The sequence below is a fragment of the Streptomyces sp. PTL18 genome (assembly GCF_059510295.1).
Genome location: NZ_JCAJZO010000032.1, coordinates 38,028 through 60,467 on the forward strand (window position 1 = coordinate 38,028; position 22,440 = coordinate 60,467).

General features: G+C 69.9%; 20 protein-coding genes and 5 pseudogenes. 16 read left to right on the plus strand and 9 right to left on the minus strand.

The features are described 5' to 3' along the window. The first annotated feature begins 6 nt into the window (after positions 1 to 6). The 5 genes and pseudogenes from AC5WS8_RS34795 to AC5WS8_RS34815 form a co-directional block, all read left to right on the plus strand. Positions 7 to 1,221, plus strand: a complete 1,215-nt coding sequence (locus AC5WS8_RS34795) for an ABC transporter permease (RefSeq protein ID WP_496107516.1) — start codon at positions 7 to 9, stop codon at positions 1,219 to 1,221. 103 nt (positions 1,222 to 1,324) lie between these two features. Then, positions 1,325 to 2,011, plus strand: coding sequence for a response regulator transcription factor (locus AC5WS8_RS34800; RefSeq protein WP_496107517.1), 687 nt, complete (start codon positions 1,325 to 1,327; stop codon positions 2,009 to 2,011). Positions 2,012 to 2,052: 41 nt separating this feature from the next. Further along, on the plus strand, positions 2,053 to 3,465 hold the full coding sequence (locus AC5WS8_RS34805) for an ATP-binding protein (protein WP_496107518.1): 1,413 nt from the start codon (positions 2,053 to 2,055) through the stop codon (positions 3,463 to 3,465). After that, on the plus strand, positions 3,462 to 3,983 hold the full coding sequence (locus AC5WS8_RS34810) for a hypothetical protein (protein ID WP_496107519.1): 522 nt from the start codon (positions 3,462 to 3,464) through the stop codon (positions 3,981 to 3,983). Before AC5WS8_RS34805 ends, AC5WS8_RS34810 begins: the two co-directional genes overlap by 4 nt. A gap of 21 nt (positions 3,984 to 4,004) precedes the next feature. Further along, positions 4,005 to 4,262: pseudogene (locus AC5WS8_RS34815) on the plus strand (IS110 family transposase); the annotation flags it as partial. Between the two features lie 99 nt (positions 4,263 to 4,361). Here AC5WS8_RS34815 and AC5WS8_RS34820 read toward each other — a convergent pair. Together AC5WS8_RS34820 and deoC are read right to left on the minus strand one after the other, a co-directional pair. After that, positions 4,362 to 4,796 carry a transposase gene (locus tag AC5WS8_RS34820; protein WP_496107520.1) on the minus strand — a complete coding sequence of 145 codons (435 nt, stop codon included), beginning with the start codon at positions 4,794 to 4,796 and terminating at the stop codon, positions 4,362 to 4,364. Positions 4,797 to 4,907: 111 nt separating this feature from the next. Then, positions 4,908 to 5,600 carry a deoxyribose-phosphate aldolase gene (gene deoC / locus AC5WS8_RS34825; RefSeq protein ID WP_496107521.1) on the minus strand — a complete coding sequence of 231 codons (693 nt, stop codon included), beginning with the start codon at positions 5,598 to 5,600 and terminating at the stop codon, positions 4,908 to 4,910. A gap of 354 nt (positions 5,601 to 5,954) precedes the next feature. On the opposite strand from deoC, the gene AC5WS8_RS34830 reads away from it, so the two are divergent. The 5 genes from AC5WS8_RS34830 (at position 5,955) to AC5WS8_RS34850 (ending at position 11,570) form a co-directional block, all read left to right on the plus strand. Continuing rightward, positions 5,955 to 6,713: a GntR family transcriptional regulator gene (locus AC5WS8_RS34830; RefSeq protein WP_496107522.1), complete on the plus strand. Its 759-nt coding sequence runs from the start codon at positions 5,955 to 5,957 to the stop codon at positions 6,711 to 6,713. A 132-nt stretch (positions 6,714 to 6,845) separates the two neighbouring features. Continuing rightward, the gene (locus AC5WS8_RS34835) at positions 6,846 to 8,009 is read left to right on the plus strand and encodes a zinc-dependent alcohol dehydrogenase (protein ID WP_496107523.1); all 1,164 of its coding nucleotides are present in this window, start codon (positions 6,846 to 6,848) and stop codon (positions 8,007 to 8,009) included. Between the two features lie 65 nt (positions 8,010 to 8,074). Further along, positions 8,075 to 9,238, plus strand: coding sequence for an MFS transporter (locus AC5WS8_RS34840; RefSeq protein ID WP_496107524.1), 1,164 nt, complete (start codon positions 8,075 to 8,077; stop codon positions 9,236 to 9,238). Positions 9,239 to 9,240: 2 nt separating this feature from the next. Continuing rightward, positions 9,241 to 10,578, plus strand: coding sequence for an MGH1-like glycoside hydrolase domain-containing protein (locus tag AC5WS8_RS34845; RefSeq protein ID WP_496107525.1), 1,338 nt, complete (start codon positions 9,241 to 9,243; stop codon positions 10,576 to 10,578). A gap of 2 nt (positions 10,579 to 10,580) precedes the next feature. Then, positions 10,581 to 11,570, plus strand: a complete 990-nt coding sequence (locus AC5WS8_RS34850) for a Gfo/Idh/MocA family protein (protein WP_496107526.1) — start codon at positions 10,581 to 10,583, stop codon at positions 11,568 to 11,570. Positions 11,571 to 11,923: 353 nt separating this feature from the next. Here the strand turns inward: AC5WS8_RS34850 and AC5WS8_RS34855 are convergent. After that, positions 11,924 to 12,103 (minus strand): annotated as a pseudogene (locus tag AC5WS8_RS34855) (IS110 family transposase); the annotation flags it as partial. 58 nt (positions 12,104 to 12,161) lie between these two features. On the opposite strand from AC5WS8_RS34855, the gene AC5WS8_RS34860 reads away from it, so the two are divergent. Then, complete coding sequence (locus AC5WS8_RS34860; RefSeq protein WP_496107537.1) at positions 12,162 to 12,419, plus strand: hypothetical protein; 258 nt, start codon at positions 12,162 to 12,164, stop codon at positions 12,417 to 12,419. Between the two features lie 82 nt (positions 12,420 to 12,501). Here the strand turns inward: AC5WS8_RS34860 and AC5WS8_RS34865 are convergent, their stop codons facing one another. Beyond that, positions 12,502 to 13,185 (minus strand): polysaccharide deacetylase family protein, encoded by a 684-nt coding sequence (locus AC5WS8_RS34865; protein ID WP_496107536.1) that lies wholly within the window; start codon positions 13,183 to 13,185, stop codon positions 12,502 to 12,504. A 44-nt stretch (positions 13,186 to 13,229) separates the two neighbouring features. Beyond that, positions 13,230 to 14,618, minus strand: coding sequence for a glycosyltransferase (locus AC5WS8_RS34870; protein ID WP_496107527.1), 1,389 nt, complete (start codon positions 14,616 to 14,618; stop codon positions 13,230 to 13,232). 141 nt (positions 14,619 to 14,759) lie between these two features. Here AC5WS8_RS34870 and AC5WS8_RS34875 point away from each other — a divergent pair, with 141 nt between their 5' ends. Both AC5WS8_RS34875 and AC5WS8_RS34880 read left to right on the plus strand, forming a co-directional pair. Next, on the plus strand, positions 14,760 to 15,179 hold the full coding sequence (locus tag AC5WS8_RS34875; protein ID WP_496107528.1) for a BlaI/MecI/CopY family transcriptional regulator: 420 nt from the start codon (positions 14,760 to 14,762) through the stop codon (positions 15,177 to 15,179). Positions 15,180 to 15,183: 4 nt separating this feature from the next. After that, positions 15,184 to 16,197, plus strand: a complete 1,014-nt coding sequence (locus AC5WS8_RS34880; protein WP_496107529.1) for a M56 family metallopeptidase — start codon at positions 15,184 to 15,186, stop codon at positions 16,195 to 16,197. 127 nt (positions 16,198 to 16,324) lie between these two features. Here AC5WS8_RS34880 and AC5WS8_RS34885 read toward each other — a convergent pair whose 3' ends face one another. Continuing rightward, a complete protein-coding gene (locus AC5WS8_RS34885) occupies positions 16,325 to 17,029 on the minus strand; it encodes a DUF4328 domain-containing protein (protein WP_496107530.1) in 705 nt (234 codons plus the stop codon). An 873-nt stretch (positions 17,030 to 17,902) separates the two neighbouring features. Between AC5WS8_RS34885 and AC5WS8_RS34890 the strand changes: the two genes are divergently transcribed. Next, positions 17,903 to 18,343: a VOC family protein gene (locus AC5WS8_RS34890; RefSeq protein WP_496107531.1), complete on the plus strand. Its 441-nt coding sequence runs from the start codon at positions 17,903 to 17,905 to the stop codon at positions 18,341 to 18,343. Positions 18,344 to 18,722: 379 nt separating this feature from the next. Here the strand turns inward: AC5WS8_RS34890 and AC5WS8_RS34895 are convergent. Next, positions 18,723 to 19,787, minus strand: a pseudogene (locus AC5WS8_RS34895) (MerR family transcriptional regulator); the annotation flags it as partial. A 100-nt stretch (positions 19,788 to 19,887) separates the two neighbouring features. After that, positions 19,888 to 20,088 (minus strand): annotated as a pseudogene (locus AC5WS8_RS34900) (IS256 family transposase); the annotation flags it as partial. 110 nt (positions 20,089 to 20,198) lie between these two features. Between AC5WS8_RS34900 and AC5WS8_RS34905 the strand changes: the two are divergent. Both AC5WS8_RS34905 and AC5WS8_RS34910 read left to right on the plus strand, forming a co-directional pair. Next, positions 20,199 to 20,405, plus strand: a complete 207-nt coding sequence (locus tag AC5WS8_RS34905) for a hypothetical protein (RefSeq protein ID WP_496107532.1) — start codon at positions 20,199 to 20,201, stop codon at positions 20,403 to 20,405. Then, positions 20,406 to 20,612 (plus strand): annotated as a pseudogene (locus AC5WS8_RS34910) (IS5/IS1182 family transposase); the annotation flags it as partial. 20 nt (positions 20,613 to 20,632) lie between these two features. On the opposite strand, the gene AC5WS8_RS34915 reads toward AC5WS8_RS34910, so the two are convergent. Continuing rightward, a complete protein-coding gene (locus tag AC5WS8_RS34915) occupies positions 20,633 to 21,823 on the minus strand; it encodes a PLL family lectin (RefSeq protein ID WP_496107533.1) in 1,191 nt (396 codons plus the stop codon). Positions 21,824 to 22,440: the final 617 nt, after the last annotated feature.

Genomic DNA, 22,440 nt, shown 5'->3' on the forward strand with positions numbered 1-22,440 from the left:
CCGCGCATGCACTGGCGCGACCTGGGAAGCGAGGCGCTGGCGGGGGTACTGGCCCGCCCCGTCCGCTCGGCGCTGACGACGCTGGGCACAGTGCTCGGTATCACCACCCTGGTCATCACGCTCGGTGTCGGCGCCACCGCCGGCAACCAGATCAGCGGCACGTTCAGCGCGGCGGAGGCCACTCGGCTCATCGCCACCATTCCCGAGGAGTCCCAGCCGCACGACCCCGCCGCACCGCCGGTGGTGTCCTGGGACGCCCTGCCACAGCTCACCAGGTTGAACGGCGTCGTCGCCGCCGCTGCCCTGGCCCAGCCCTCCCACACGTCCAACGAACCGGTCCGCTCCAACAACCTGATCGACCCGATGGGCGCCGACGCTGAGACCCTGCCGGTGGTCGCGGCCGGCACGGCCCTGCCGGAAGCTGCCCAGGGCCGCGTGCTGCAGGGCCGCTTCTTCGACGCGGGCGACGACCAGCGGGCCGACCGGGTCGCAGTGCTCGGCGAGCGGGCCGCGCGACAGCTGGGCATCTACCGGCTCAACGGCCTCCCGGCCGTCTTCATCGGCAACGACGCCTTTCTCGTGATCGGCATCCTGGGGGACATCCAGCGGCCCGACGCCGCGACGCTGGCATCCTCGGTCATCCTGCCCCCCAGGACGGCCGCGCAGCGGTTCGGGATCTCGCGGGTCACCACCGTGCTCGTCACCACCCGGCTCGGCGCAGCGCCGCTGATCGCCCGTCAGGCACCCCTGGCCCTCTCGCCGGGCAGCTCGGAGAAAGTGCAGGTGCTGGCACCGCCGGACCCGGCGAAACTCCGCGCCGGTGTGGAGCACGACGTCAACGGCCTGTTCGTGATCCTCGGACTGGTCTCACTCGTGGTCGGCGCCATCGGCATCGCCAACGTCACTTTGGTGACGGTGATGGAACGCGTCGGCGAGATCGGTCTGCGTCGGTCGCTGGGAGCCTCCCGGCGGCACATCGCCGCCCAGTTCCTGGCGGAGTCGACAATGATCGGCCTCATCGGCGGGATCATCGGCGCGAGCTTCGGCATCCTGGCAGTCGTCGGCGTCAGCCTCGTCCAGGACTGGACACCCGTGCTGGACATGCGACTGGCCCTGGGGGCACCGGTGTCCGGAGCACTGGTCGGCCTGGTGGCCGGTCTCCACCCCTCGCTCCGCGCGGCGCGGCTGGAGCCGGCGGAGGCACTGCGTGCCGGCACATGAAGGCGGCCACCCGGTCATGAGCGGGCCCGGGCAGCGTGCCCATTGTGTAACAGCCCTTTTCCCGTCCACCAGTTCGAGCCAAACGCACGTGATACTTCCCCCCATGGCAAGGGTGCTGCTGATCGAGGACAACCGGTCGATGCGCGAGGGCCTGCTTCTCGCTCTGCGCAGACTGGGCCACGAGGTGCAGGCCGCGGCATCGGGCGAGGAAGGCCTGTCGGTGCTTCCCGGCTTCAGGCCCGATGCCGTCGTCCTGGACCTGATGCTTCCGGGAATGCACGGCCACGAGGTCTGCCATCGGATCAGGGCATGCTCACCGGCCGCCATCGTCATGGCCACCGCGTGCGGACAGGACCAGGACATCGTGCTGGGACTGGAAGCCGGCGCGGACGACTACGTGGTCAAACCGGTCACCGCCCGGGTACTGGACGCACGCCTGCGGGCAGTACTGCGCCGGGTCGACGCAACCGGCGACACGTCGCCCAAGCCAGCGGAGGTTTACGGGCAGTTGCAGATCGACCGGGCGGGATGCCAGGTGTGGCTCGCCGGACAGCCCGTCGAATTGGCCTATATGGAGCTGCGTCTGCTGCTGGAACTGTCCGCGGCCCCCGGCCGTGTCTTCAGCCCCCAGCAGTTGCTCGAATCCGTCTGGGAACACAGCCACTACGCAGACCCACGACTGGTGATCGCATGCGTCTCCAGACTGCGCAAGCAGATTGAGGACCCGTCCGGCGCACAGCGCTACATCCACACCGTCCGCGGCTTCGGTTACCGGTTCGGCCTGCGGTGAGGCGGCCGCTACGCGCGTTCCCGTACGGCCTGCGGACGCGAATGGTCCTGGCGTTCGTACTGGTCGCGGTGGCCGGCACGCTGGCCACCACCGTCCTCACCCTGCGCGAGGCACGGGCGACCGTCCTGCACGACGCCCAGGACACCGTGGTCAAGGAGTTCCGCAAGCAGGTGGACTCCGCCGCCACCGAACTCTCCTTCCCACCCGACCAGCACGAACTCACCCGATTCGCCGCACGCGTCGCGGCCGGCGGCAGCTCACGCACCTGGCGCGTCCTGGCACAATACGACCACATCACCGCCAGCGCACCCACCGACCCCTCCCCGCTGATCGGCAAAGAACTGCGCGACAGCGCGACCAGCCCACCCTTCACCGGCAGCTACCAGCGAATCGTCCACAACGGCGAACCGCTGCTCACCGTCGCGCTCAGCGTGAGCTACGCCGGCTCCTCCGCCAACACCCCCTCAGGGCTCACGGTCTACCTGGTCACCTCCCTCAAGGCCGAGCAGCACACCCTGGGCACCCTGTGGTGGTCCGCGCAGCGCGGCGCCGTACCCGCCGTGCTGCTGGCCCTGCTCCTCGCCCTTCTCCTCGCCCGGGGCGTCCTGCGTCCCGTCCGCGATCTCGGCATCGCCGCCCAGCAACTCGGCGCCGGCCGCCTCGACGTCCGCCTGTCCGTCTCCGGCGGCCACGAACTCGCCGACCTCGCCCACACGTTCAACAACACCGCGGCAGCCCTGCAGGCCACCGTCAGCGAACTACGCAGGATGGAGGAGAACGCCCGCCGCTTCGCCGCCGACGTCTCCCACGAACTGCGCACTCCGCTGGCCGCGATGTCGGTCGTCACCGATGTCCTCGTCGACGACATGCCCGGCCTCCTGCCCGACAGCGCCGTCGCGGTGGGACTGATCGTCGACGAGACCGCCAAACTCGCCCGCCTCGTGGAAGACCTCATGGAGATCACCCGATTCGACGCCGGCACCGCAGACCTCCACCTGCACGACGTCGACGTCGCCGAACTCGTCCTCAAGGCCCTCAGAGGACGCAACTGGCAAAACGACCTGACAGTTCAGTTGCAACCCGGCGTACGCGCCCGCCTCGACGCCCGCCGGATCGACGTGGTGATCGCCAACCTGGTCGGCAACGCCCTGCACCACGGCCAACCTCCCATCCGGATCCGCACCCAGGCCACAGCCGAGCACATCCTCTTCGAGGTCAGCGACCACGGCCCCGGGCTTGCCCCCGACGTACTGCCGCACGTCTTCGAACGCTTCTACAAGGCCGACTCCGCCCGCAGCCCCTCCGAAGGAAGCGGCCTCGGGCTGTCCATCAGCGCCGAGAACGTACGCCTGCACGGCGGAACCATCACAGCCGGCAACAACCCCGACGCAGGAGCCGCCTTCCAGGTCACCCTCCCCCGCAACCCCACCACCGAGAACGGGCACCTCCCATGACCATCCGCCACGCCCTCCTCCTGCTGCCTCTCGCCGCCACCGCCACCGGATGCACCGTCGGCCCAAGCGGACTCACCGTCCTGGACAAACCAGCCACCGGCATCACAACCACCGCCAGCCTGTACTTCCTCGGCCCCGCCGGGCCCACCCCCGTGGTACGGCGCACCGCAGGCCCGACAACCCCCGAAGCCGCCATCAACACCCTGTTCGCCGGCCCCCTGCCCAGCGAACAGGCCCGCGGACTCGGCACCGAAGTCCCCACCACACCCGCACTCGTACACGCCGGGACCGCTCCCGGCAAAGTAGACCTGACCCTTCCCATGGACGTAAGCGCACTCTCCTCACTCGCCATCAGCCAAATCGTCTGCACCGCCGTCAGCGCCCAGCAATCCACCGACCCCGCCCCCCACATCATCCGGGTCGTCCTCGACGGTGGCGGCGAACTCCTCGGCCCCCTCTACTGCACCGGCTCCCCTCCACATGCCACCCGCACCCCTCCACCCGCAACCCGACCTTGACACCTCACCCGCCGGACACACACCGATCTGATCGCCGGTCGCGTCCGCATGCTCAACCGGCTCCGCGACGTGCTCACCGGGATGTTCCCGGCTCTGGAACGGGCCTTCGACCACACCGGTCACAAAGGCGCGCTCACCCTGCTCACCTACCGCCAAACCCCGGCCGCCATACGCCGCCACGGCCAAGTCCGCGACAGACGCCGCCTCACCGCCCGGCTCAGGGCTCGGAATGTCCGCAACCCCGACGCAGTCGCCGCTGCCGTCCTCCAAGCCGCCAGCCTCTGTTTGTCGAGCCGCGACTGCTGTGCTTGAGGCAGGGGCGCCGACAGCGGTGCTCGCTCGAATTGATCTCGTGGATTCGGCGGGCGAGGTAACGCTTCAGGCGCCCGATGATCTCCGCTTCCCTCGGCCTTCGGCGGTCCGTCGTTGCGGGTGGGCGCGGGTCTCGGGGTGCCGGCGGACACGGGTGGGGACGACACGGAACAAGGTGGTGTCGGCTTGACGGTTGCCGCCGCGGTCGAGCCGACGCCGTTGGGCCTTGCCCGAAGACATCTCCACGGAGCCGGCCCCGCGCAGGGCGGCGAACTCCGCTTCGTGAGCCAGGCGGTCGGGGTTGCCGCCGGCCGCGATCAGCAGGGTGCCGGCGGAGTCCTGGCCGACGCCGAACAGGTCGCCGGCTCCTCGAGGCTGAGACGGTGCGGCTCTGCCCGGACCCGGGCGGCGGTCGGCTCGGTGAAACGGCGGTGCGCGACCGGCCCCGAACGGGCCGAGGACCGGCGGCAACTGCCGCCAGGTGCAGCCCGTCGTGGCCACGAAGGCGACGCGGGCCCGTGACCTCCGGTCGAGACGTCAGGGTGCTCGTCCGGAGGTCACGGGAGTTCGTGCGACGAACGGTGGTGATCACGCCCCGGGACGTCGGACCGGTCAGGTCGCAGAACGGCGTGCCGCGAGGTCGTCGAGGATGGCGGCGGTGGCAGTGGCCCCGAACCGCTCGGCCCCGGCCTCCACCATCTCCAGCAGCCGGTCGAGCGTGCGCACACCGCCGGCCGCCTTCACCTTCATGTGGGCCGGGACATGAGCCCGCATCAGGCGCACGTCCTCCAGGGTGGCTCCGCCAGGCGCGAACCCGGTGGAGGTCTTCACGTAGTCGGCGCCCGCCCGGGTGCTCAGGTGGCAGGCCCGGATCTTCTCGTCGTCCGCCAGATAGGCGTTCTCGAAGATCACCTTGACCACGGCGTTGCCGTCCGCGGCCCGCACGACGCCGTGGATGTCGTCGGCCACGACGGTGTCCTCCCCACCGCGCAAGCGGCCGATGTTGAGCACCATGTCGAGCTCCGTCGCACCGTTGGCCAGCGCCTCGGCCGCCTCGGCGACCTTCGTGGACGTGGCGGAGGCACCGTGCGGGAAGCCGACGACGGTGCCCACGCGGACGCCGGTGCCCGAGAGTTCCTTGACCGCCCGGGACACGTCGGACGGCTTCACGCACACCGACGCCACATCGTAGCGGGCGGCGAGCGCGCAGCCTGCGAGCACGTCGTCGGCGGTCAGCTCCGGGCGCAGCAACGAGTGGTCGATCATCTTGGCGACGTGCTGCACTTCCAAGCTGGTGGGATCCACGGGCCCGTCCCTATGGTGAGTGTGGCAAATTTGATCGTTCTTCTGGCGTGAAACCATCTCGTCCGGCCGACGGAGGCAATCGATGGCAGTCCGGGTGCGCGAACCCCCGACGAGAACCGGCTGGGGTCACGCTAGCAAGCAAGCTGTCTATACGTCTAGCAGGCTAGCCCAAAACTGCTGCGGTCGGCCGGGTCGCCTTCTGTAGGTGGAGCCACCTTGTGACACCTGGCCCCCACTGCAAGTGACCCAGGTCACGCGACAGGGTGCTGCCCTTTTGTTCACATTTCACACCAGATCTCACACTTTCCGCCATCAAGGCTAGTTGACTATACGGCTAGCTGGCATATTCTCTTCATGGAGGCCCCAGTGGGAGCGGATTTCGCGCCCCGGTACTACCAAATCGAGCAGGCGCTTCGAAGGCGAATCGCCGATCAGCAACCTCACGACCCGCTTCCATCGGAGACAGAACTGTGTGCCGAATTCGGGGTAAGTCGGATGACTGCCCGAGCAGCCGTTCAGAAACTCGTCGGCGAAGGCCTGGTGTACCGGGTTTCGGGGCGAGGGACTTTTGTGGCCGAACCACCGACTCACCGCCGCGCGGAGAGCCTGGTGCGCTTCAGTGAGGAAATGCGCCGAAAGGGCCGGAAATCATCGTCCCGTTTGATTTCCGCCACCATTCGCGCGGCTACGGACGAGGAGGTCAATCGGCTTCTTCTGAAGAAGTCGGCGCATGTGGTGGAAATCAACCGTGTGCGGTTGGCCGACGACGTTCCAACCGCGTTGGAACGCGCCCTGTTCTCGGGCGAGCTATCCAGCCTCGTGCACGTTGATTTCGCCGTCGCCTCCATGCACGAGGCGCTTGTCTCCCTGGGCCGGATCCCCACCCGCGGCCACTCCTCCATCAGGGCGGACGTCGCCGACGAGATCCAGGCCGGATACCTGGACGTCGAGCCGGGAGCCGCCCTCCTCGTCGAGACGCGACTGATCCTCGACCAGGACGGCCGTCCGCTTGAATGGGCTGAATCCCGGTACGTCGGCGACCGGTACGCGCTCGACGTCGCCTTCCAAGTCGACTCGCCGGATTCCCCATCCCGGACCTCCAGCGGTTCCTGAGAACGTGTCCGCGGGGGACGGTCGGCTTTCTCGCTCCCGCCGGACACGTCACGTCACGGGAAACCATAAAGCGCAGCGACGGCGATGGGGCCTTCTCTATGCCAGTTTCATGTGAACACTTGAAGGAGTGCTGTGTACGCCTACCTCATGAACGCGCCCGGTGAGCTGGAGCGCGCCATCGCCCCCGACCCGGAACACGGCCCCGACGAGATCCTGCTCCACACTGAAGCGGTCTCCATATGCTCCACCGACGTCTCCTACTTCCGGGGGCACCTTTTCCCCGACACCTGGCCCGTCATCCCGGGGCATGAATACGTCGGCCGGGTCGTCGAGGTGGGCCGCAATCTCCGTGGCTCGGTGAGCGTCGGCGACAGAGTCACCTACTGGGGGCAGACCGATTTCGGCGGCATGGCGGAGTACCGTGCGTTACGTCCGATCTTTCCCGGGAGTCTCGGCTTGGAGACGTCCTGGTACACCCACCGCAACTTCTACGACGCCGACCAGGCTGCCGCAGTCGTGCTGCCGCCGAGCGTCCCCTCGGACCTCGCCTCGGTGATCGAACCCCTCACCTCGGTGCTGCGCTCCCTGCTGCTCAACCCGCCCCGCCCGGGCGACACCTGCGTCGTCCTCGGTTGCGGTCCCAGCGCGCTGCTGGCTGTTCAGGTCCTGGACCGCTACCTCGGTGCCGGCTCCATCGTCGCCCTGGACCGCAACGACGCCCGGCTGGCCACCGTCCTGCGCCACGGCGCCTCGCTCGCCTTCAACACCGATACCCAGGGCTCCGAACTGGACGCCCTGGCCCGAGACCACCACGACCAGTACGCCGACTACGTCTTCGACGCTCTCCCCCACATCGGCGCACCTGCCCCGGGAACAGGCAAGGACATCCGTGAGCAGGCCATGGGCCTGCTGCGGCCGGGAGGCTCCTACGTCATCTACGGCGCCACCGCCGTCCCCCAGCGGATCAACACCTGGATGATCCTCGCCAAGGGGCTCAAGCTGCTGTCGACGCCCTTCGACGTCAGGGCCTTCCCGATGGCCCGGTCAGCGAACATCACCGGCATCGCCCTGCGCCTCGTCGAGACAGGACTGGTGGACCCTCGCCCCCTCGTCACCTCCCGTGTCGCCCTCGACGACGAGACCGGGGTCCGGCAGGCGTTCACCGGCTACGGCGACGGCGCCTCGATGAAGACCTCCATGCTCGCCCCCGAGGTGCTGCTGGCGTACATGGAGCGCGAGGCCCGAACGGCGGTCACCGCCCAGACCCTCACGGAACCCGCGGGTACCGCCCGGTGACCGCGGCAGGCCTGAGCGGACCACCGGTACGGCATTCCGTCTTCGTCCGAGACCGGCTGACCGGCATGGCGTACGGAGGACTGGCCACCTACGCCTACACGCTCTACGCCCTTGGCCCGCTGCTGCCGCTCCTGCGGCAGGACCTGCGGTTCGGCTACGCGGTGATGAGCCTGCACTCCACAGCCTTCGCGGCAGGCGCGGTCCTCACCAACCCCCTCTTCGAACGCCTGAGTACGCGCCTCGGCCATCGCACCCTTTTCTGGGCGTCGACCGTCGGCCTCGTCGCCGGCGGGCTGCTGCTGGCCACCGGAGCCTCCGTGGCCGTCACGCTCACGGCCGCGGCCGTGGCAGGCATCGGCGGTTCCCTGCTCCAGACCACCGTGCTCGCCGTGCTCGCCGAGCACCATCGGCATGGCCCCCTCCGGGATCGTGCCCTGGTCGAGGCCAATGCGGGTGCGAGCGCGACCGCACTCGCCGCGCCTGTCGTCATCGCCGGCCTGCAGGCCACGAACACCGCCTGGAACTGGAGCCTGGTCCTGCCTCTCGCCGCGGCCGTCACCATGTACGCGGTCTTCCGCCGCGAACCGCTGCGGCCCCGCGCCCACGACCCCGCACCCAGCACCGCGGTCCCGGACGCGGCCCCCCGGCTTCCCGCGGCGTTCTGGATCCTCGCCGCGCTGTGCGGCGTGGTCGTAGGCGCCGAGTTCTGCCTCGTCTTCTACGGATCACCACAACTCACCACGGTCGTCGGCCTGACCACCGGTCAAGCCGCCACATCCATGGGCCTGTTCTATGCCGGCGAACTGCTCGGCCGCCTCGCCGGAAGCAGCCTCACCGCAACCGGCGCTCCCCGGCGGTCGACGCCCCGGCTGGTGGTCGCCGCTCTGGCCCTCAGCGCCGCGGGATTCCTGGCGCTGGTGACCACCAGCGTCACCTGGGTGGCTCTCGCGGGACTGTTCCTCAGCGGCCTCGGCATGGCCAACCTCTTCCCGCTCACCCTCTCCCTGGCGGTCAGCGGCGCACCGGGACAGGCCGACCGGGCCACCGCCCGCGTCCAGCTCCTCGTCGGTGCCGCCATCATGCTCGCGCCTCTGCTGCTCGGCTCCCTGTCCGACCTGCTCGGCGTGCGGACCGCGTTCGGCGCAGCGGGGCTGCTCATACCGCTGGCCGCCCTGCTCCTCGCCCTCGGACACCGCACGGTGTCACCCGAACCTCAAGGAATCGGATAACGATGCTCACCGGCATCAGCACGGACATCGCCCGCGAAACCTTACGCAGGAACCACCGGAGCGGTTTCTCCCGAACCGCCCAGCGACCCTACGACTACACCTGTCCTTCCCCGGAAACCTACCCGTTCCAGTGGGCCTGGGACAGCAGCTACCACGCCATCGCGCTCACCCACGTGGACACCCGCCGCGCCCGCGACGAGATCCGCTGCCTGCTGAGCGCCGCCACGCCCACCGGATTCCTGCCGCACATGGTGCTGTGGCAGGACGACCTGCGCGCCACGGCCACCGCCGACTTCAGGATCGACCTGTGGCAAGGCTGGCGGTCCGTCACCATCGCCCCGCCCGTCGTCGCCCGCGCCGCGGAACGCGTGTACCAGGCGACCGGAGACGAACTGTGGCTGAGCCGGGTGCTGCCTGCTCTCCTGGGGTTCTTCGCCTGGCTCAGGAAACACCGCACCAGCCCGGCGACCGGTCTGCTGGAGATCTACCAGCCGGACGAATCGGGCCTCGACTGCAGTCCCAAGTACGACACCGCGCTCGGTATCGACGGCCTCCCCGACCACGCCGTCCACGACGCCTGGCACACCGCCATGCGCGGCCTCATCGCCTCCTACTCCTCCACGGACCGCTCCCCGGAGACACCACTGCGTGGACTCGGCCGATTCGCCTGGAACGACGTCCTGGTCAACACCATCTACGCCGACGGTCTGGCCTGTCTGGCCCGGCTGGCCCGGGCTGCCCGGATGCCCGAGCAGACGGCCTCCCGGCTCGCGGAGCAGTCCGCGGCCGTCGGCGCAGCGCTCGTGCGGCACTGCTGGGACGACAACGCCGGCGTCTTCCACGACCTCGACCTCATATCGGGCACCCGTGTCGCTGTGCTCACCGCCAGTTCGCTCTTCCCCATCCTCCTCGACTCCGTCCCCCGACACCTCGCCGAACGCGTTATCGAACAACACCTCCTGAACGAAAAGGAGTTCTGGCGGCCCTATCCGGTGCCCAGTGTCGCCGCCAGCGAGCCCTCGTACGACCCCGACTTCGACACGCAGGCCATCTTCCGGGGCTCGAGCTGGGTCAACCTCAACTGGTACCTGTACTGGGGACTCCGAAAGCGTGGCTACCACGCCGAAGCCGGCGACCTCGCCCGGCGCACACGCGCGCTCGTCGCCGCGTCCGGGACCCGGGAGTGCTACGGCCCGGAGGACACCGCCGGGCACGGCGCGCGCTCCTTCGGCTGGAGCACGCTCGTGCTCGACCTGTCGGCGGCGCGGAGCGACCCGGCAGCCGCCGAGCCCGGCGCAACACCGGAACGTGCGCCGGTGACAGCGGACGAGGAGAGCTGACCATGGCCAACTGGGGTTTCCTGGGCGCCGGCTCGATCGCCCGCTCCTCCCTCGCCCCCGCCGTACGCGCCGCCCGGGGAGCGGTCCTGCAAGCGGTGGCCTCCGGCGACCACGTCCGCGCCCAGGCTCTCCGCCCAGAACGGGTATACCGGTCGTACCACGACCTGCTCCGCGACCCGGACGTCGACATCGTCTACATCGCCCTGCACAACAGCGCCCACCTCGAGTGGACCCTGCGCGCCCTGGACGCGGGCAAACACGTCCTGTGCGAGAAGCCACTGGGCCTGTCCGCAGCCGAAGTCGACACCATGATCGATACAGCCCGCGGGGCCGGCCGACTCCTCGTCGAAGCCGCCTGGAACCGCTGGCACCCGCGCACGCGCGACCTGGAGGCCATGATCGACAGCGGTGCCATCGGCACCGTCCGGACCGTCGCCGCCCGTTTCGACGGGCTGGAACCCGCCACAGGCAACTACCGGCTGGATCCCGCCCTTGGCGGCGGCGCCCTGTACGACGTCGGCTACTACGCCGTCTCCGCCGCCCTCGCAGCCTTCGGATGGTGCGCGCCCCGGGTGGTGTGGGCGAAGCAGCAGCAGTGGCACCGCGGCTCTGCCGACTCCGCCACCGAGTTCCTGCTGGAGTTCCCCGGCCGGGGTACGGCGGAGATCCGCTGTTCCCTCGTCGGCAGGATGGCGGAGAATCTCACCGTCACCGGAACGTCGGGCACCCTGAGCCTGTCGACCCCGGCCTTCTGTGCCGGTACCAGCCCCGTCCGTCTCCTCTCCGACAAGGAGCGGCGGGACCGCTCCTACCCGTCAGTCGACCCCTACCGGTTGATGGTGGAGGCGATGGACTCGGCCGTCGACAGCCGGGGAGACCCCTACCTGGTGCCCCCGCAGCAGTCCCGCCTGATCGCCGCCACCATCGACGCCGTCCGCGAGACCCTGCCGGCGAACACCCTCACCGAGCCACCAAAGGCCCCGGCCGACTGACCAGCGACGCGACCCCGCCGCCGCTCCACTTGGTCCACCTCCAAGGGCACCCCTACAGTCTTCGTCAAGCAGATGTGACGGCTCGGACCTGGCAAGGAGCGTCGTCACGGAACACGGCCGACAAGACGTCGACCCTCCATCCAGCAAACGCGATGACCGCTGCCACCGGGTGCCTGCCTCCCTGCACTTGTCGTCGTGGCAAACGTGGGACTCCGGCTGCTTGAGCGAGGCGAATACCGCGAGGAAAAGGCACGCCTGAGGCGCCTGTTGCCGCGCCAGGCGGAATGCCCGCCACGCATGGACAAGCCCAAGGCCCCGGTGACCGAGGCCAGGCCGGCACAGGCGGCCAGGCCCTCGGCAGCGAGGTCGTCGTCGAACCCGACGACCACCGGCAACTCGACCGTGCTTCCATCGGTCGGATCGGTCGGATCCAGGGGACGGAGCGTATGCGGCATCGAGCGGACCGCGTCAGCGACAACCCAAGCGCCTCGCGCCTCCGTCCTCGCCTCCCCCCGACAGAAGTCGGCGATCCGACACCGGCATTCCCCTCCCCCCGCTCCCACCACCGGGACCCGGCCGGAAAGCGACACCATGACCAACCCGCCCCGCACCACCGCCCTCTGGCGCTCCACCGGCCCGAAGGAGTACATGAACGACTTCGCAGCCCGGCTCGAGAAGACCGGCGAGTTCGTCCAAGCCGTACTCGGCCAGGTCAACCCGGCCCCCTCCACCGGAGCTCCTTCCTCTGTCGAGGCCGCACCTTCCGCGCATGCCGGGTCGTTCGAGCCCCCGGGCCTCCGCCTTCTCGAACGACCTGGCTTCCCAGCAGGTCAACGGCTTGCCATCTGACAGATGCGCTGCGACAGGACACACGTGGACGGTCCGGTGAACCGCAGACGAACGGCGGCCGAACAGCGTTCCCGAGCGGCGGTCATGCAAGCCATCCGTGCTCACCCAACCGGCCCACCTCCAAGCCCCGTTCCGCGCAGGTGGCGAGGATGCGGGGCAGCGCGCCCAGGGCGGAGTGCCAGGCGCCCGGGGCGGAGGTGCAGTCCGAGTCGTGGAGCAGGATGGTGCCACCGCCGTCCAGATCACGTGCCACGGTGCGGTGGACGGACTCCGGGGTGGCGCGCGCCGTCCAGTCCTCGCCCCAGCACGTCCACAGCACCGGCGTGAGACCGAGGCGGCGGGCCGCAAGGTGGGCGGCGGTCGACATGACACCGTACGGCGGCCGGAAGAGTGTGGGCGGTCGTCCGGTGATCGCGGCGACGGTGTCGCGGGCGCGGGCGAAGTCGCCGTGGGTGGCGCGCGGGCCGCGCAGGAGCAGCGGGCGGTGCAGCCAGCCGTGGATGCCGATCTCGTGACCGGCGGCGGCGATTTCGCGGACCAGACCGGGTGAGCGGTGCGCCTGTTCGCCGAGCAGGAAGAACGTGGCGTGCACCCCGTGCGCGGCGAGCAGCCGCAGGAAGTGCGGGGTGGAGCGCGGATCGGGTCCGTCATCGAAGGTCAGGGCCACATGATCGGGGCGGCCTCGGCCCGAGAGGCCGGGCAGGAGGCGGTTGCGCAGCGGTCCGAACGTGGAGACGACGGGCGCGGCGTGAGCGGCGGCGAGCATGGGCAGGGCGGCCAGAGCGAGCGTGCGGAAGTCGCGGGTGGCACTCACGAGTGGTGGCCTTCCGGGCGGGGGTCGTGGTGGCGGACAAGGTCGTCCAGGTCGAGGCTGTGGCCGATGGCGCGCGCCAGCTCCGGGCCGTCGTACGCGGTCGCGATTGCGGTTCCGACGGCGCACCCCCACACGGCGCACGCGGCGGCGACCGTGGTGGCGAGCCGCCGGGGGGCGGCGGACCGACGAGCGGTGGACCGGGGAGTCGGCTGCGGGAGTCCGGTGCGCTGCACGCGTGCTATCTCGGCTGCCGGGCCGTCGTCCGGCGCCCCGGCGAACAACGCCAGCCCCGCCTCGCGCCGACGTGTCCCGAGTGGGCCGTCGATCAGGTCGTGCAGTACGGCCTTGAGGTCGGCCGGGTCACGGATCCAGACGGCTACGCCTGCTTCGTCCAGGGCGGCGGCGTTGGTCAGGCCGTGTCCGGGTATGCAGCGGTAACTGGCGACCGGCAGACCCGCGGCGAACGCCTCCAGGGAGGTGAGCCCTCCGGCGTTCTGGACGAGCACGTCAGCGGCGTGCATCAGGCCGGGCATGTCGTCCACCCAACCGTAGACGTGTTCGATACCGTCGGCGCGCAGCCGCTCAGCGAGGGCCTTGTTCCGTCCGCAGACGACGACCGGGACAGCGGCGCCACATTCCCGAACCTCCAGTGCCGCCTTCCGGAGTGGTCCGACACCCCAGGACCCCGCGACCAACAGGGCGAGCGGAGTGTGCGGAGGGAGCCCGAACCCGGCCCGCGCCCGGCCGCGTTCCTCTTCGTCGCAGGGTCTGAACCGCGGGCCGGTGACCGGTCCGCACACCCGTACGTCCCGGGCGCCGGCGGCCCGTGCCTGGGCGGCGGGCACGGCGTGGGCCGCGAGGTGGACGTCCACGCCGTCCGCCACCCACAGCGGATGCACCGAGAAGTCGGTCAGGTAGGTGAGGACCGGGACGGTCAGCCGCCCCGAGAGGCGCAGGTTGCCCAGCACCCGGCTGGCTCCGGGGTAGGTGGACACAACAGCGCCGGTCCCCGCGGGCAGGGCGCGCAGCACCCGGTCCTCGGCGGATCGCAGCAGTGCCCGCGCCGCCGGGCCGCCGCCTCCGGCACGCTCGGTACCGGCGTAGATGCGCTGGTAGGCCCACGGCGCACGGACGAGCATCCGGTGATAGCTCTCCTGGACGGCCCGGCCGAGCCGGGCCGGCAGCAGGTCCAACAGGTCGTACCGGTCCACGGTGAAGCCGTCCTCGTCAAGACGGCGGGCGAGTTCGGCGGCGGCACCGTCGTGCCCCGCGCCGACACTCGCGGAGATGATCGCAATCCGGAGGGAGGGCATGGTCTCGCTCCGCGGGCGCGGTGCGGCGCCCGCGCGTGCGGGCAGGGGAAGAGTGCGTCCGGCGTGGGGCATGGGCTGGTCCTCCGCCCGTCGGGAGAGCTGGGAACTCTACAAGATGTAGTAGTTGCCTTTCGAAGCCCGGAGCATATCTCCTACAACTAGTAGGAGGTGACCGGGTAGCCTGTTCTGACCAAGCGCGAGGAAGGGCGGACGGTGAGCGACCCGAGGGACGAGGAGCCCCCTGGTGGATCAGGCAGGCGAGCGCGCGGCGAGCTCGAGAGCGATGTGCTGGCCGCGCTCTGGGCCGCCGACGGCCCACTGACCGCCCGCCAGGTCCTCGGGCGGCTTCCGGGCGGCCTGGCGTACACCACCGTCCTGACGACCCTCTCCCGCCTCCACGACAAGGGCATGCTCGTCCGGCACCGCCAGGGCCGCGGATACGCCTACACACCGGTCCGCGACGAGGCCTCACACACGGCCCGGCGCATGCGGTCGCTGCTGGAGGAAGGCTCCGACCGCGAGGCGGTGCTGACCCGCTTCGTTTCCGAACTCTCCGCCCAGGACGAGCAGTTGCTGCACCATCTGCTGTCCGGGCACGACGCACGGGGCGAGGGCTCCGGCGGGGGGCTGTGAGCCGGTGCTGATCAGCGTCTACGTTCCGTTCGGCGTCGCGGCCGTGCTCACGCTGCTCGCGCCGCGTCTGGCGCGGCGGCTCAGCCCGCGTCCCGCCGCCTGGGCCCTGGCCTGCGCCGCACTCGTCACGGCCGGTGGCTGGACCGGATCGCTCGCCTTGCTGGCCTTCACCGGCATCGCGCAGATTCCCCAGGTCGCGGCCGAGGGCCACTGGTCGGTGACCGCGTTGCGCGCCGAGGACCCTGTGTGCCTCGTCGTCGCGGCCATCAGCGCGCTTGCCCTGACCGCAAGCGCCATCTCGCTGGGCGTCACCGCCCTCCGCCAGGTCCGTCAGGTCCTGCGCGTCCGGCGAGAGTGCGCCGGGCTGTCCGGCGACACGGAGCTGGCCGTGCTCGACGAGGACGCTCCCCTGGCGTTCACCCTTCCGGGAACGCCCGGACGGATCGTGGTCTCCCGGGGAATGCTGCGCTGTCTCGGCAACGACGAGCGCCACGCCCTGCTGGCCCACGAGCGCGCCCACCTGCGCGCACGGCACCACCTCTTCCTGCGCCTGTGGCGGCTCGCAGCTGCTGTGAATCCGCTGCTGCGCCCCCTGGCCGACACCGGCGCCTTCGTCCTGGAGCGCTGGGCCGACGAGGAGGCCGCAGCGCAGGTGGGCGACCGGGTGGTCGTCGCCCGTGCGGTGGGGCGCGCCGCCCTCGCGTCCGCGGGCGCATCCCGCCCCGCCCTGCTGGCCGCGACCGGTGGGGAGGTGCCCCAGCGGGTACGGGCCCTGCTGGCGCCGCCTCCGGCGCGCCGAAGCCTGCCCTTCCTGGCCGGTGCCGTCCTGCTGACCGTGTGCTGCGCGAGCCTGGCCAACGCCGCATCCGACAGCGATCGCATGGTCGACAGCGCCAAGCGAGCGCAGTGTGCGGCACTGGTGGAGACCACGGGCGCACTGCCGACGGGTGAGCACCGGCGCGGCTCCGGCGTCTGCGGCCCTCACCACCGGGCCGGGCGCGAGGAACACCGCTCATAGCAGTGCGACGCCTGCCCTCCCCGCCCGCCGGCCCATTGGCCTCGGCGTGGGCCGACGCCTCGTCATGAGCCATCCGATGCGTGCGGCATCCGGGCTGCCGACCGGCAGGAGGTCGGGCCTGGCAGGCTCAGGATGTCGGCCACGGTTGGACGGCGGCGGCCGCGGCGGAAGGGTTGGGCACTTGTTGCATGCGGGTGAGTCTGTTGACGAAGACGATGGCCAGGATTGCTGCCACCGCGTTGAGGAGGTCGCCGAGTTCAGCGAAGGCGACCGCGTGACGCAGGCCGGCGGGGGTGGTGGCCGAGTCGGTGAGGCCGGAGCCGGCCCGGCCGATGACGGCGGAGGTGATGGTCAGGGTCCACCAGGCGGTGACCGGGGCCTTGGACACGGTGCGCCAGGAGCCGTCGGATGTGTTCTGGGCGCTGGCTTGCCAGATCTCGCTTGCGACGCGGTAGGGCAGCCACAGGTTGCCGACGGGGACCAGCCAGGCGCCGATGGTCCACCCACGGGCCATGGTGCACACGTCTTGCGCGAAGTACTCGGCGTTGACGCGCACCCGGTGGAACCAGGCGATGAAGACGACCCCCGTGACCAGAACGGCACCGATCTGGGCCTTCCCGGCCGCGTCGAGGACGCGTGCGTCGTGAACGGCCTGGTCGGTGTGACCGGTCAGCGCACTGCCCAGGTGGCTGTACAGGTCGACACCGGCCCAGACGGCGAAGATGTCCACCGCAGCGGCGACACCGAGCAGTACTGAGACGGCGACAGCCAGACCCCTGACCGAGCGCAGTGCGGGATTGCCGGCGGGTCTGCCGACAGGACTGTAGGACATGACGGAATCCCCCGAAGGAACATCCTCACCCACGAGTGAGGAACCAATGAACGTACGCGCCACCCCGTGGGCCCGGGACGGTCGCAGGACTTCTCCGGCCACCCGAGCACCGGCCGAACAGGTTGCGCTGGTGCCCGGTGATGGTTCCCGCTCGCGTCGCCCGGTCGAGGCGGCGAACGGATAACCCCTGCGGTCCGCCGTTGCCCAGCCCGCTCCGTCCGCCGAACTCCAGCCGGAAGAGGGTGAAAAGCATGACTGCGGCAAGCCGCGACAGGCTCAGGAAAAGTCCTGGGCGCATCACGCCGATCCTACCGGTGAAGAAGTTGTGCTCGAGCACCGCATCTTCGCTTCGGCCCATGCGCCCAGCGAAGCACGGAACGGACCGGAACCTGTCGGTCGCACGGTGGTCCCGCACCCCTGCGACCGCAGGAGCACAGCACATTTCTCCGCGAGGTCCGTGCCCGCACGTCCCCCTCTCTTCTCCTCTTCTCCCGGGTTGAAGATCCTGTAAGGTCCTGCGCGGTCGGTGGCCTGGCTGACCGTGCTCTGCCGCGAGTAGAGAGCGACGGTCCGATGTCGCACCTCATCCCAGTTCACTGCCTGCATGCCCGGCAAGACAGCCGGTCGACCGACAGCGGCGTCGGCCTGGCTCCGGCGCCGGCGTTCACCGCAACAGCCCGTTGACGGAGATCACGGTCTACGGCTGGGTACTAGCCTGGTGCTTTCGTGAAGCGGGCTGTCCGGCAGGTGATCAGCTCAGCAGAAGGCGCCCCTGACCAGCAAGAATCATCCTGGGTGTCGAGAACGGGCCGCTGGCTCCGTCCTCGGTGTACCTGGCCTCGAAGGGCCGCGCAACGCAGAGGGAGTACCGTCATGACGCTTCAGCGGATGGACAACGTCGGCATCGTTGTCGAAGACCTGGACGCCGCCGTCGCCTTCTTCACCGAACTGGGCATGGAGGTCGAAGGCAAGGCACAGATCGAGGGCCTCTTCGCGGATCAGGCCGTCGGACTCGACGGAGTCCGCAGCGACATCGCGATGATGCGGACCCCGGACGGCCACGGCAAGCTGGAGCTCGCTCAGTACCACGCCCCCTCGGCGATCGGCGGCGGATCGCACAACCCGCCGCCGAACACGCTGGGCCTGCACCGGGTCATGTTCGCCGTCGACGACATCGACGACACCATCGCCCGCCTGCGCGCCCATGGCGCCGAACTAATCGGCGAGGTGGCGCAGTACAAGGACATCTACCGCCTTTGCTACCTCCGCGGTCCCTCCGGCATCATCCTCGCCCTGGCCGAACAGATCAGCTGACGGCCCTTCGCGTCCGACCTGCGAGCCGCAGGAACAATCCACTGGACGGATGAGGAAGACAGGCGACGAACGCCCGTCTCATCCACCTCCGGGGCGGGCGGGTGGCATCGCCCCGACGCTGCCTGAGATTGAGTGGGAGAGATGGTGGGCGGCGTCCCGCTCAACCGCAGACAGCGTGATGTTCAGTGTCCAGCCGGGGAGCCAAGACAGCAGGCGACGGGGGCAGGTCGCACTGTTCTGGTTGCGCTGGTGCGGGGAGCCGGCTTGGCTCTCCTGGCTTGTCGGGCGAGTCGGTACTCGTCAGCTTCGCGGATGAGTTCCTGGGAGCGGATGTGGTGCAAGTCGAAGTGCATGCCGCTCGCTCCTCCTGCTGGAGTTCCATGACGTCGGCGACTACGCAACTGACGTTGTCGGGGCCGCCGGCGGCGTTGGCGAGGGCGATGAGTTCGCTGACGGCCTGCTCGGGCTCACGGGTCTCGGAGAGCACTCGGTGGATGTCTTGGGTCGGTACGACGGTCGACAGGCCGTCGGAGCAGAGCAGGTAGCGGTCTTCCCGCCGGGCGTCGTGCAGGCGCATGTCGGGGGTGGTGTCGGCTCCTGGGCCCAGGGCCCTGACCAGCAGCGACCGTTGGGGGTGGGAGGCGGCTTCTTCCGGGCTGAGGCGTCCTTCGTCGACCATCGACTGGACCATGGTGTGGTCGTGGGTGATCTGGAACAGCTCTCCGCCACGCAGGAGGTAGGCGCGGGAGTCGCCGATGTGGACGAGGGCCAGCTGTGATCCAGTCCAGAGCATCGCGGTGAGTGTCGTGCCGGTATCTCCGGATGAAGTGCCCGTCGCGGCGACGTCGTGCACGGCCTGCTTGGCCTGTTCGATGACGTCGTCGAGCGCGTTGAGGAGATTGCCGGCTGGGAGGCCCTCGGTTTCGAGGTGCTTGAGCGCGTCGATGGCGGCCGCGCCGGCAGGGGCTCCTTGGCTTCCGCAGCCGTCGGCGACAGCGAGCAGCCGGGATCCGGCGTAGGCGGTGTCCTGGTTGCTCTCGCGGACAAGCCCCGTGTCGGAAAGGGCGGCGTAGCGGATGTCCAGGGAGTCGGCGGTCGGGGACACGGCTGGGTCCTTCCGTGACAGGTGGTCGATGAGGAAGGCGGCCAGGTCCCGTCGTGCGGCAGTGTCTGCCTCGACCTGGGCCCAGAACGCGCGGACCTCATGGCCCGCCGGGCCCGCATCCAGCGCGCAAACGTGCTGGATGCGGGCCAGCGGCATGCCCAGGCGCCGGAGCCAGGCGACCAGGCGAGCCTGGTCCAATTGGTCCGGTGCGTAGAGACGGTAGCCGGTCACCGGGTCGACGCGTGCAGGGGTCAGCAGACCGAGCTCGTCGTAAAGACGCAGCGCCTTCGGCGACAGCCGGGACGCCTTCGCGAACGCCCCGATGGTCAGCAACCCCATGCTCGCTCCTCCTCATGCCGAGCGCATCACCCGGCCCCACTGATGCTGTGGCCTCCCCCAGGGTGAAGGTCAACCAAGGGACGCGCCGGGACCCGCCCGAGACGGTCCGGGGCCGGTGGTGGCCGTTGCGGACCACCAAGCGGTGCCCACTGTCGTCCCGCTCAGCAGCCAACTCAACTATGTACTGGTTGACTTCGGCCTCCAGTGCGGCGGCCAGCATGCGGCGTGCGCCCTCGCGGACGATCTCGTCGATCAGGGCGCCGGACTCGGTGGAGCCGTCGGCATTCACTACGCTGAGCACGGGCGTGCCTTCCCGACCCGCGCTGCGAACGCGGGCCTACTCGGTGACCATCACAGGATCATTCGGGAAGGTACGCCCTCCGCGTCCCGCCCGGGGCTGATCCACAGGTCTTGAGCATTGCTCCCGGCCGCCCCGTGCGGCCAGACGCCTCGCCTTCGACCACGCCCCTTGCACCTTCGCCGGAACCCGCTCCGGCCCGACTGCCGCCGCGAGTTGACGGCAGTCCATCGCCTGCCCGCGCGTCCCGCTCCTACGGCTACGGCTACGGCTACGGCTACGGCTACGGCTACGGCTACGGCTACGGCTACGGCAAGTAACGGCGCCCTCTGCGCGAGCGCGGCATCGTCCCGAAGATCGCCGGGCGCGGTCAGCTCCATGGCTCGGGCCTGGGCCAGGTGCGACGGGTTGCCGAGTCCGCCACCGCCTGGCTCAAGGGCCCGCGCCGCTTACGGACCCGCGGGGAGACCCCCGACGGCATGCATGACGCCTTCCTCCAGCTCGCCCACTGCAGGGCTCGCCCGCGAGATCCCAGCATCTTGAAAGCTCAGCTCTGGGGGATGCCGAGCGACTGCCATGACGACCAGTCGGTGTGGTCGTTGGGGGTGTTCTGCCGGATGTACTGCATGGTGTGGTCCCCGAAGAGGGCGAAGACCTGGAGCCGGCCTTCTGCGTCCGTGGTGACCGCCGGGTCGCCGGTCATCTCCAGGGTGCCGGAATACAGCGGTGCCCAGGCGGGCACCCATCGACCGTTGGGGGCGGCCTGGGTCTGCCAGATGTGCTGGAGGGTACCGTTGTCCTGGCGGGCGAAGACATCCAGCGTGCCATCGCTGCCAACCCCGACGGCCGGGCAGCCGACGGGGTTGCCGCCGGGAAGCGGGGCCCAACTCGACCAAGTGCTGCTGGGCTTGGTCTGCCAGATGTGTTCGATGGAGCCGCTCGAACCGAGGACGAAGACCTCCAGTTGGCCGGACACGTTCAGCACGACGGTCGGGTCGCCTCCCGCGTCGCCTGTCGGGTTGCCGCCGAGGTCGGCATATTCCCAGCCGTTCACGTGGGGACGCTGGTAGGCGTGCAGCAGGGTGTAGGTGTTGCCTCCCGAGCCATCGTTGCCGCGACAGAATGCCTCGAGCCGGCCGTCGGTGTCCATCAGGACCACTGGCGACCCTGCCACGTCGGGGAACAGCGTTTCCCAGCCGCCGGTCCATTTATTGCTGTTCGGGGAACTTTGCCAGAGGTGGTCGACGTTGCCGCGGGTGTCCGTGACGAAGGCTTCCAGGCGGCCGTCCCAGTTCCTGGCGAGGGCTGGGGTGCTCTGCGGGGCGCCGCCGAGGCCGAGCCAGCGCGACCACGAGCCGTCGGTGTTGCGCGTGATGGTGCGGACCTGGCCGTCGGTGTCGTAGATGAACGCCTGCGGCTGACCGTTCTCGTTCTGGGCCACGGTCGGGACGGCCTGGTGCTGGATGCTGCCGCCGAGCGAACGCCACCCTGACCATTCGTCGCTGCCCGGGGCTGTCTGCCAGTTGTGCTGGAGGGTGCCGTCGGTGCCGAAGGTGAAGACTTCCAGGCAGCCGAAGGTCAGGTTGATCCAGTTGAACGGGGTCTGGAGAAAGGTGACGGCGCTCTTCGTTGTCATGACAATCTCCCATTGCCTCTGGTGACTTGGTGCGTTGGTGCTTGTGCGGGTGTAGGCACCACGACAGCGGCTGCCGGCTGCGGAGGCGGCCGAAGCCGGCATCTCGCGCGTTCGCACGGGTATGGGGCGCTGCGGCGGGAGTCATCTCAGAAGCGGCGGTGTTCTGGCACCCCCGTGCGCGCTTTCGTTCCGGAAGCCCGGTTTCGGGACGCCGTGGGGCGGGGGAAGACACACCAGGCCACGTGCATGTGCGTGGGTTGGCATTCCCCGAAAGGTCCCTTCACAACGCTACGCCTGATGGCGCTTCCCCGCGCGTTCAGGCCGTAGCCGCGTCGTGGTCGCTCGCGCCGTGAAGAACGGGCGTCCGGCAGCCGTCGACTGCATGTGGGCCTTCGCCGCCCTGCGATCGGCAGAGCCACGTAACCCCCTGCAACCGCCGTCGGGACACCGGTGAATGACACACGGCAGCCCTCCGGAACCTGTCCAACGAGCTCCCGGGCTGCCTCCACCGCTGCCTGCATGCAAGCGCGCACGCTCTACGAATCGAAGTGGGCAAGCCCGCCACCTGGGCTCTCGGCCGCCTGTGCTGGTGGATCATCTTCATGCCGCTCTCCATCACGTGCCGCCGACAAGCCGGCTGACAAGCAGCGTGACGACCACGGCCCACAGCCCCGATTGCCGCGGCATGCCTCCGGAGAAGACACGGGCACCGTGCCGCA

Bases quoted from the DNA above. Each gene is read 5' to 3' on its own strand.
- AC5WS8_RS34805 (WP_496107518.1), top strand. From the start codon at position 2,053: ATGGTCCTGGCGTTCGTACTGGTCGCGGTGGCCGGCACGCTGGCCACC.
- AC5WS8_RS34865 (WP_496107536.1), bottom strand. From the start codon at position 13,185: ATGCTCGCCGCCGCTCACGCCGCGCCCGTCGTCTCCACGTTCGGACCG.
- AC5WS8_RS34890 (WP_496107531.1), top strand. From the start codon at position 17,903: ATGACGCTTCAGCGGATGGACAACGTCGGCATCGTTGTCGAAGACCTG.
- AC5WS8_RS34915 (WP_496107533.1), bottom strand. From the start codon at position 21,823: ATGCCGGCTTCGGCCGCCTCCGCAGCCGGCAGCCGCTGTCGTGGTGCC.
- AC5WS8_RS34850 (WP_496107526.1), top strand. From the start codon at position 10,581: ATGGCCAACTGGGGTTTCCTGGGCGCCGGCTCGATCGCCCGCTCCTCC.
- AC5WS8_RS34795 (WP_496107516.1), top strand. From the start codon at position 7: ATGCACTGGCGCGACCTGGGAAGCGAGGCGCTGGCGGGGGTACTGGCC.
- AC5WS8_RS34885 (WP_496107530.1), bottom strand. From the start codon at position 17,029: ATGTCCTACAGTCCTGTCGGCAGACCCGCCGGCAATCCCGCACTGCGC.
- AC5WS8_RS34830 (WP_496107522.1), top strand. From the start codon at position 5,955: ATGGAGGCCCCAGTGGGAGCGGATTTCGCGCCCCGGTACTACCAAATC.
- AC5WS8_RS34860 (WP_496107537.1), top strand. From the start codon at position 12,162: ATGACCAACCCGCCCCGCACCACCGCCCTCTGGCGCTCCACCGGCCCG.
- AC5WS8_RS34800 (WP_496107517.1), top strand. From the start codon at position 1,325: ATGGCAAGGGTGCTGCTGATCGAGGACAACCGGTCGATGCGCGAGGGC.
- AC5WS8_RS34845 (WP_496107525.1), top strand. From the start codon at position 9,241: ATGCTCACCGGCATCAGCACGGACATCGCCCGCGAAACCTTACGCAGG.
- AC5WS8_RS34810 (WP_496107519.1), top strand. From the start codon at position 3,462: ATGACCATCCGCCACGCCCTCCTCCTGCTGCCTCTCGCCGCCACCGCC.
- AC5WS8_RS34870 (WP_496107527.1), bottom strand. From the start codon at position 14,618: ATGCCCCACGCCGGACGCACTCTTCCCCTGCCCGCACGCGCGGGCGCC.
- AC5WS8_RS34840 (WP_496107524.1), top strand. From the start codon at position 8,075: ATGGCGTACGGAGGACTGGCCACCTACGCCTACACGCTCTACGCCCTT.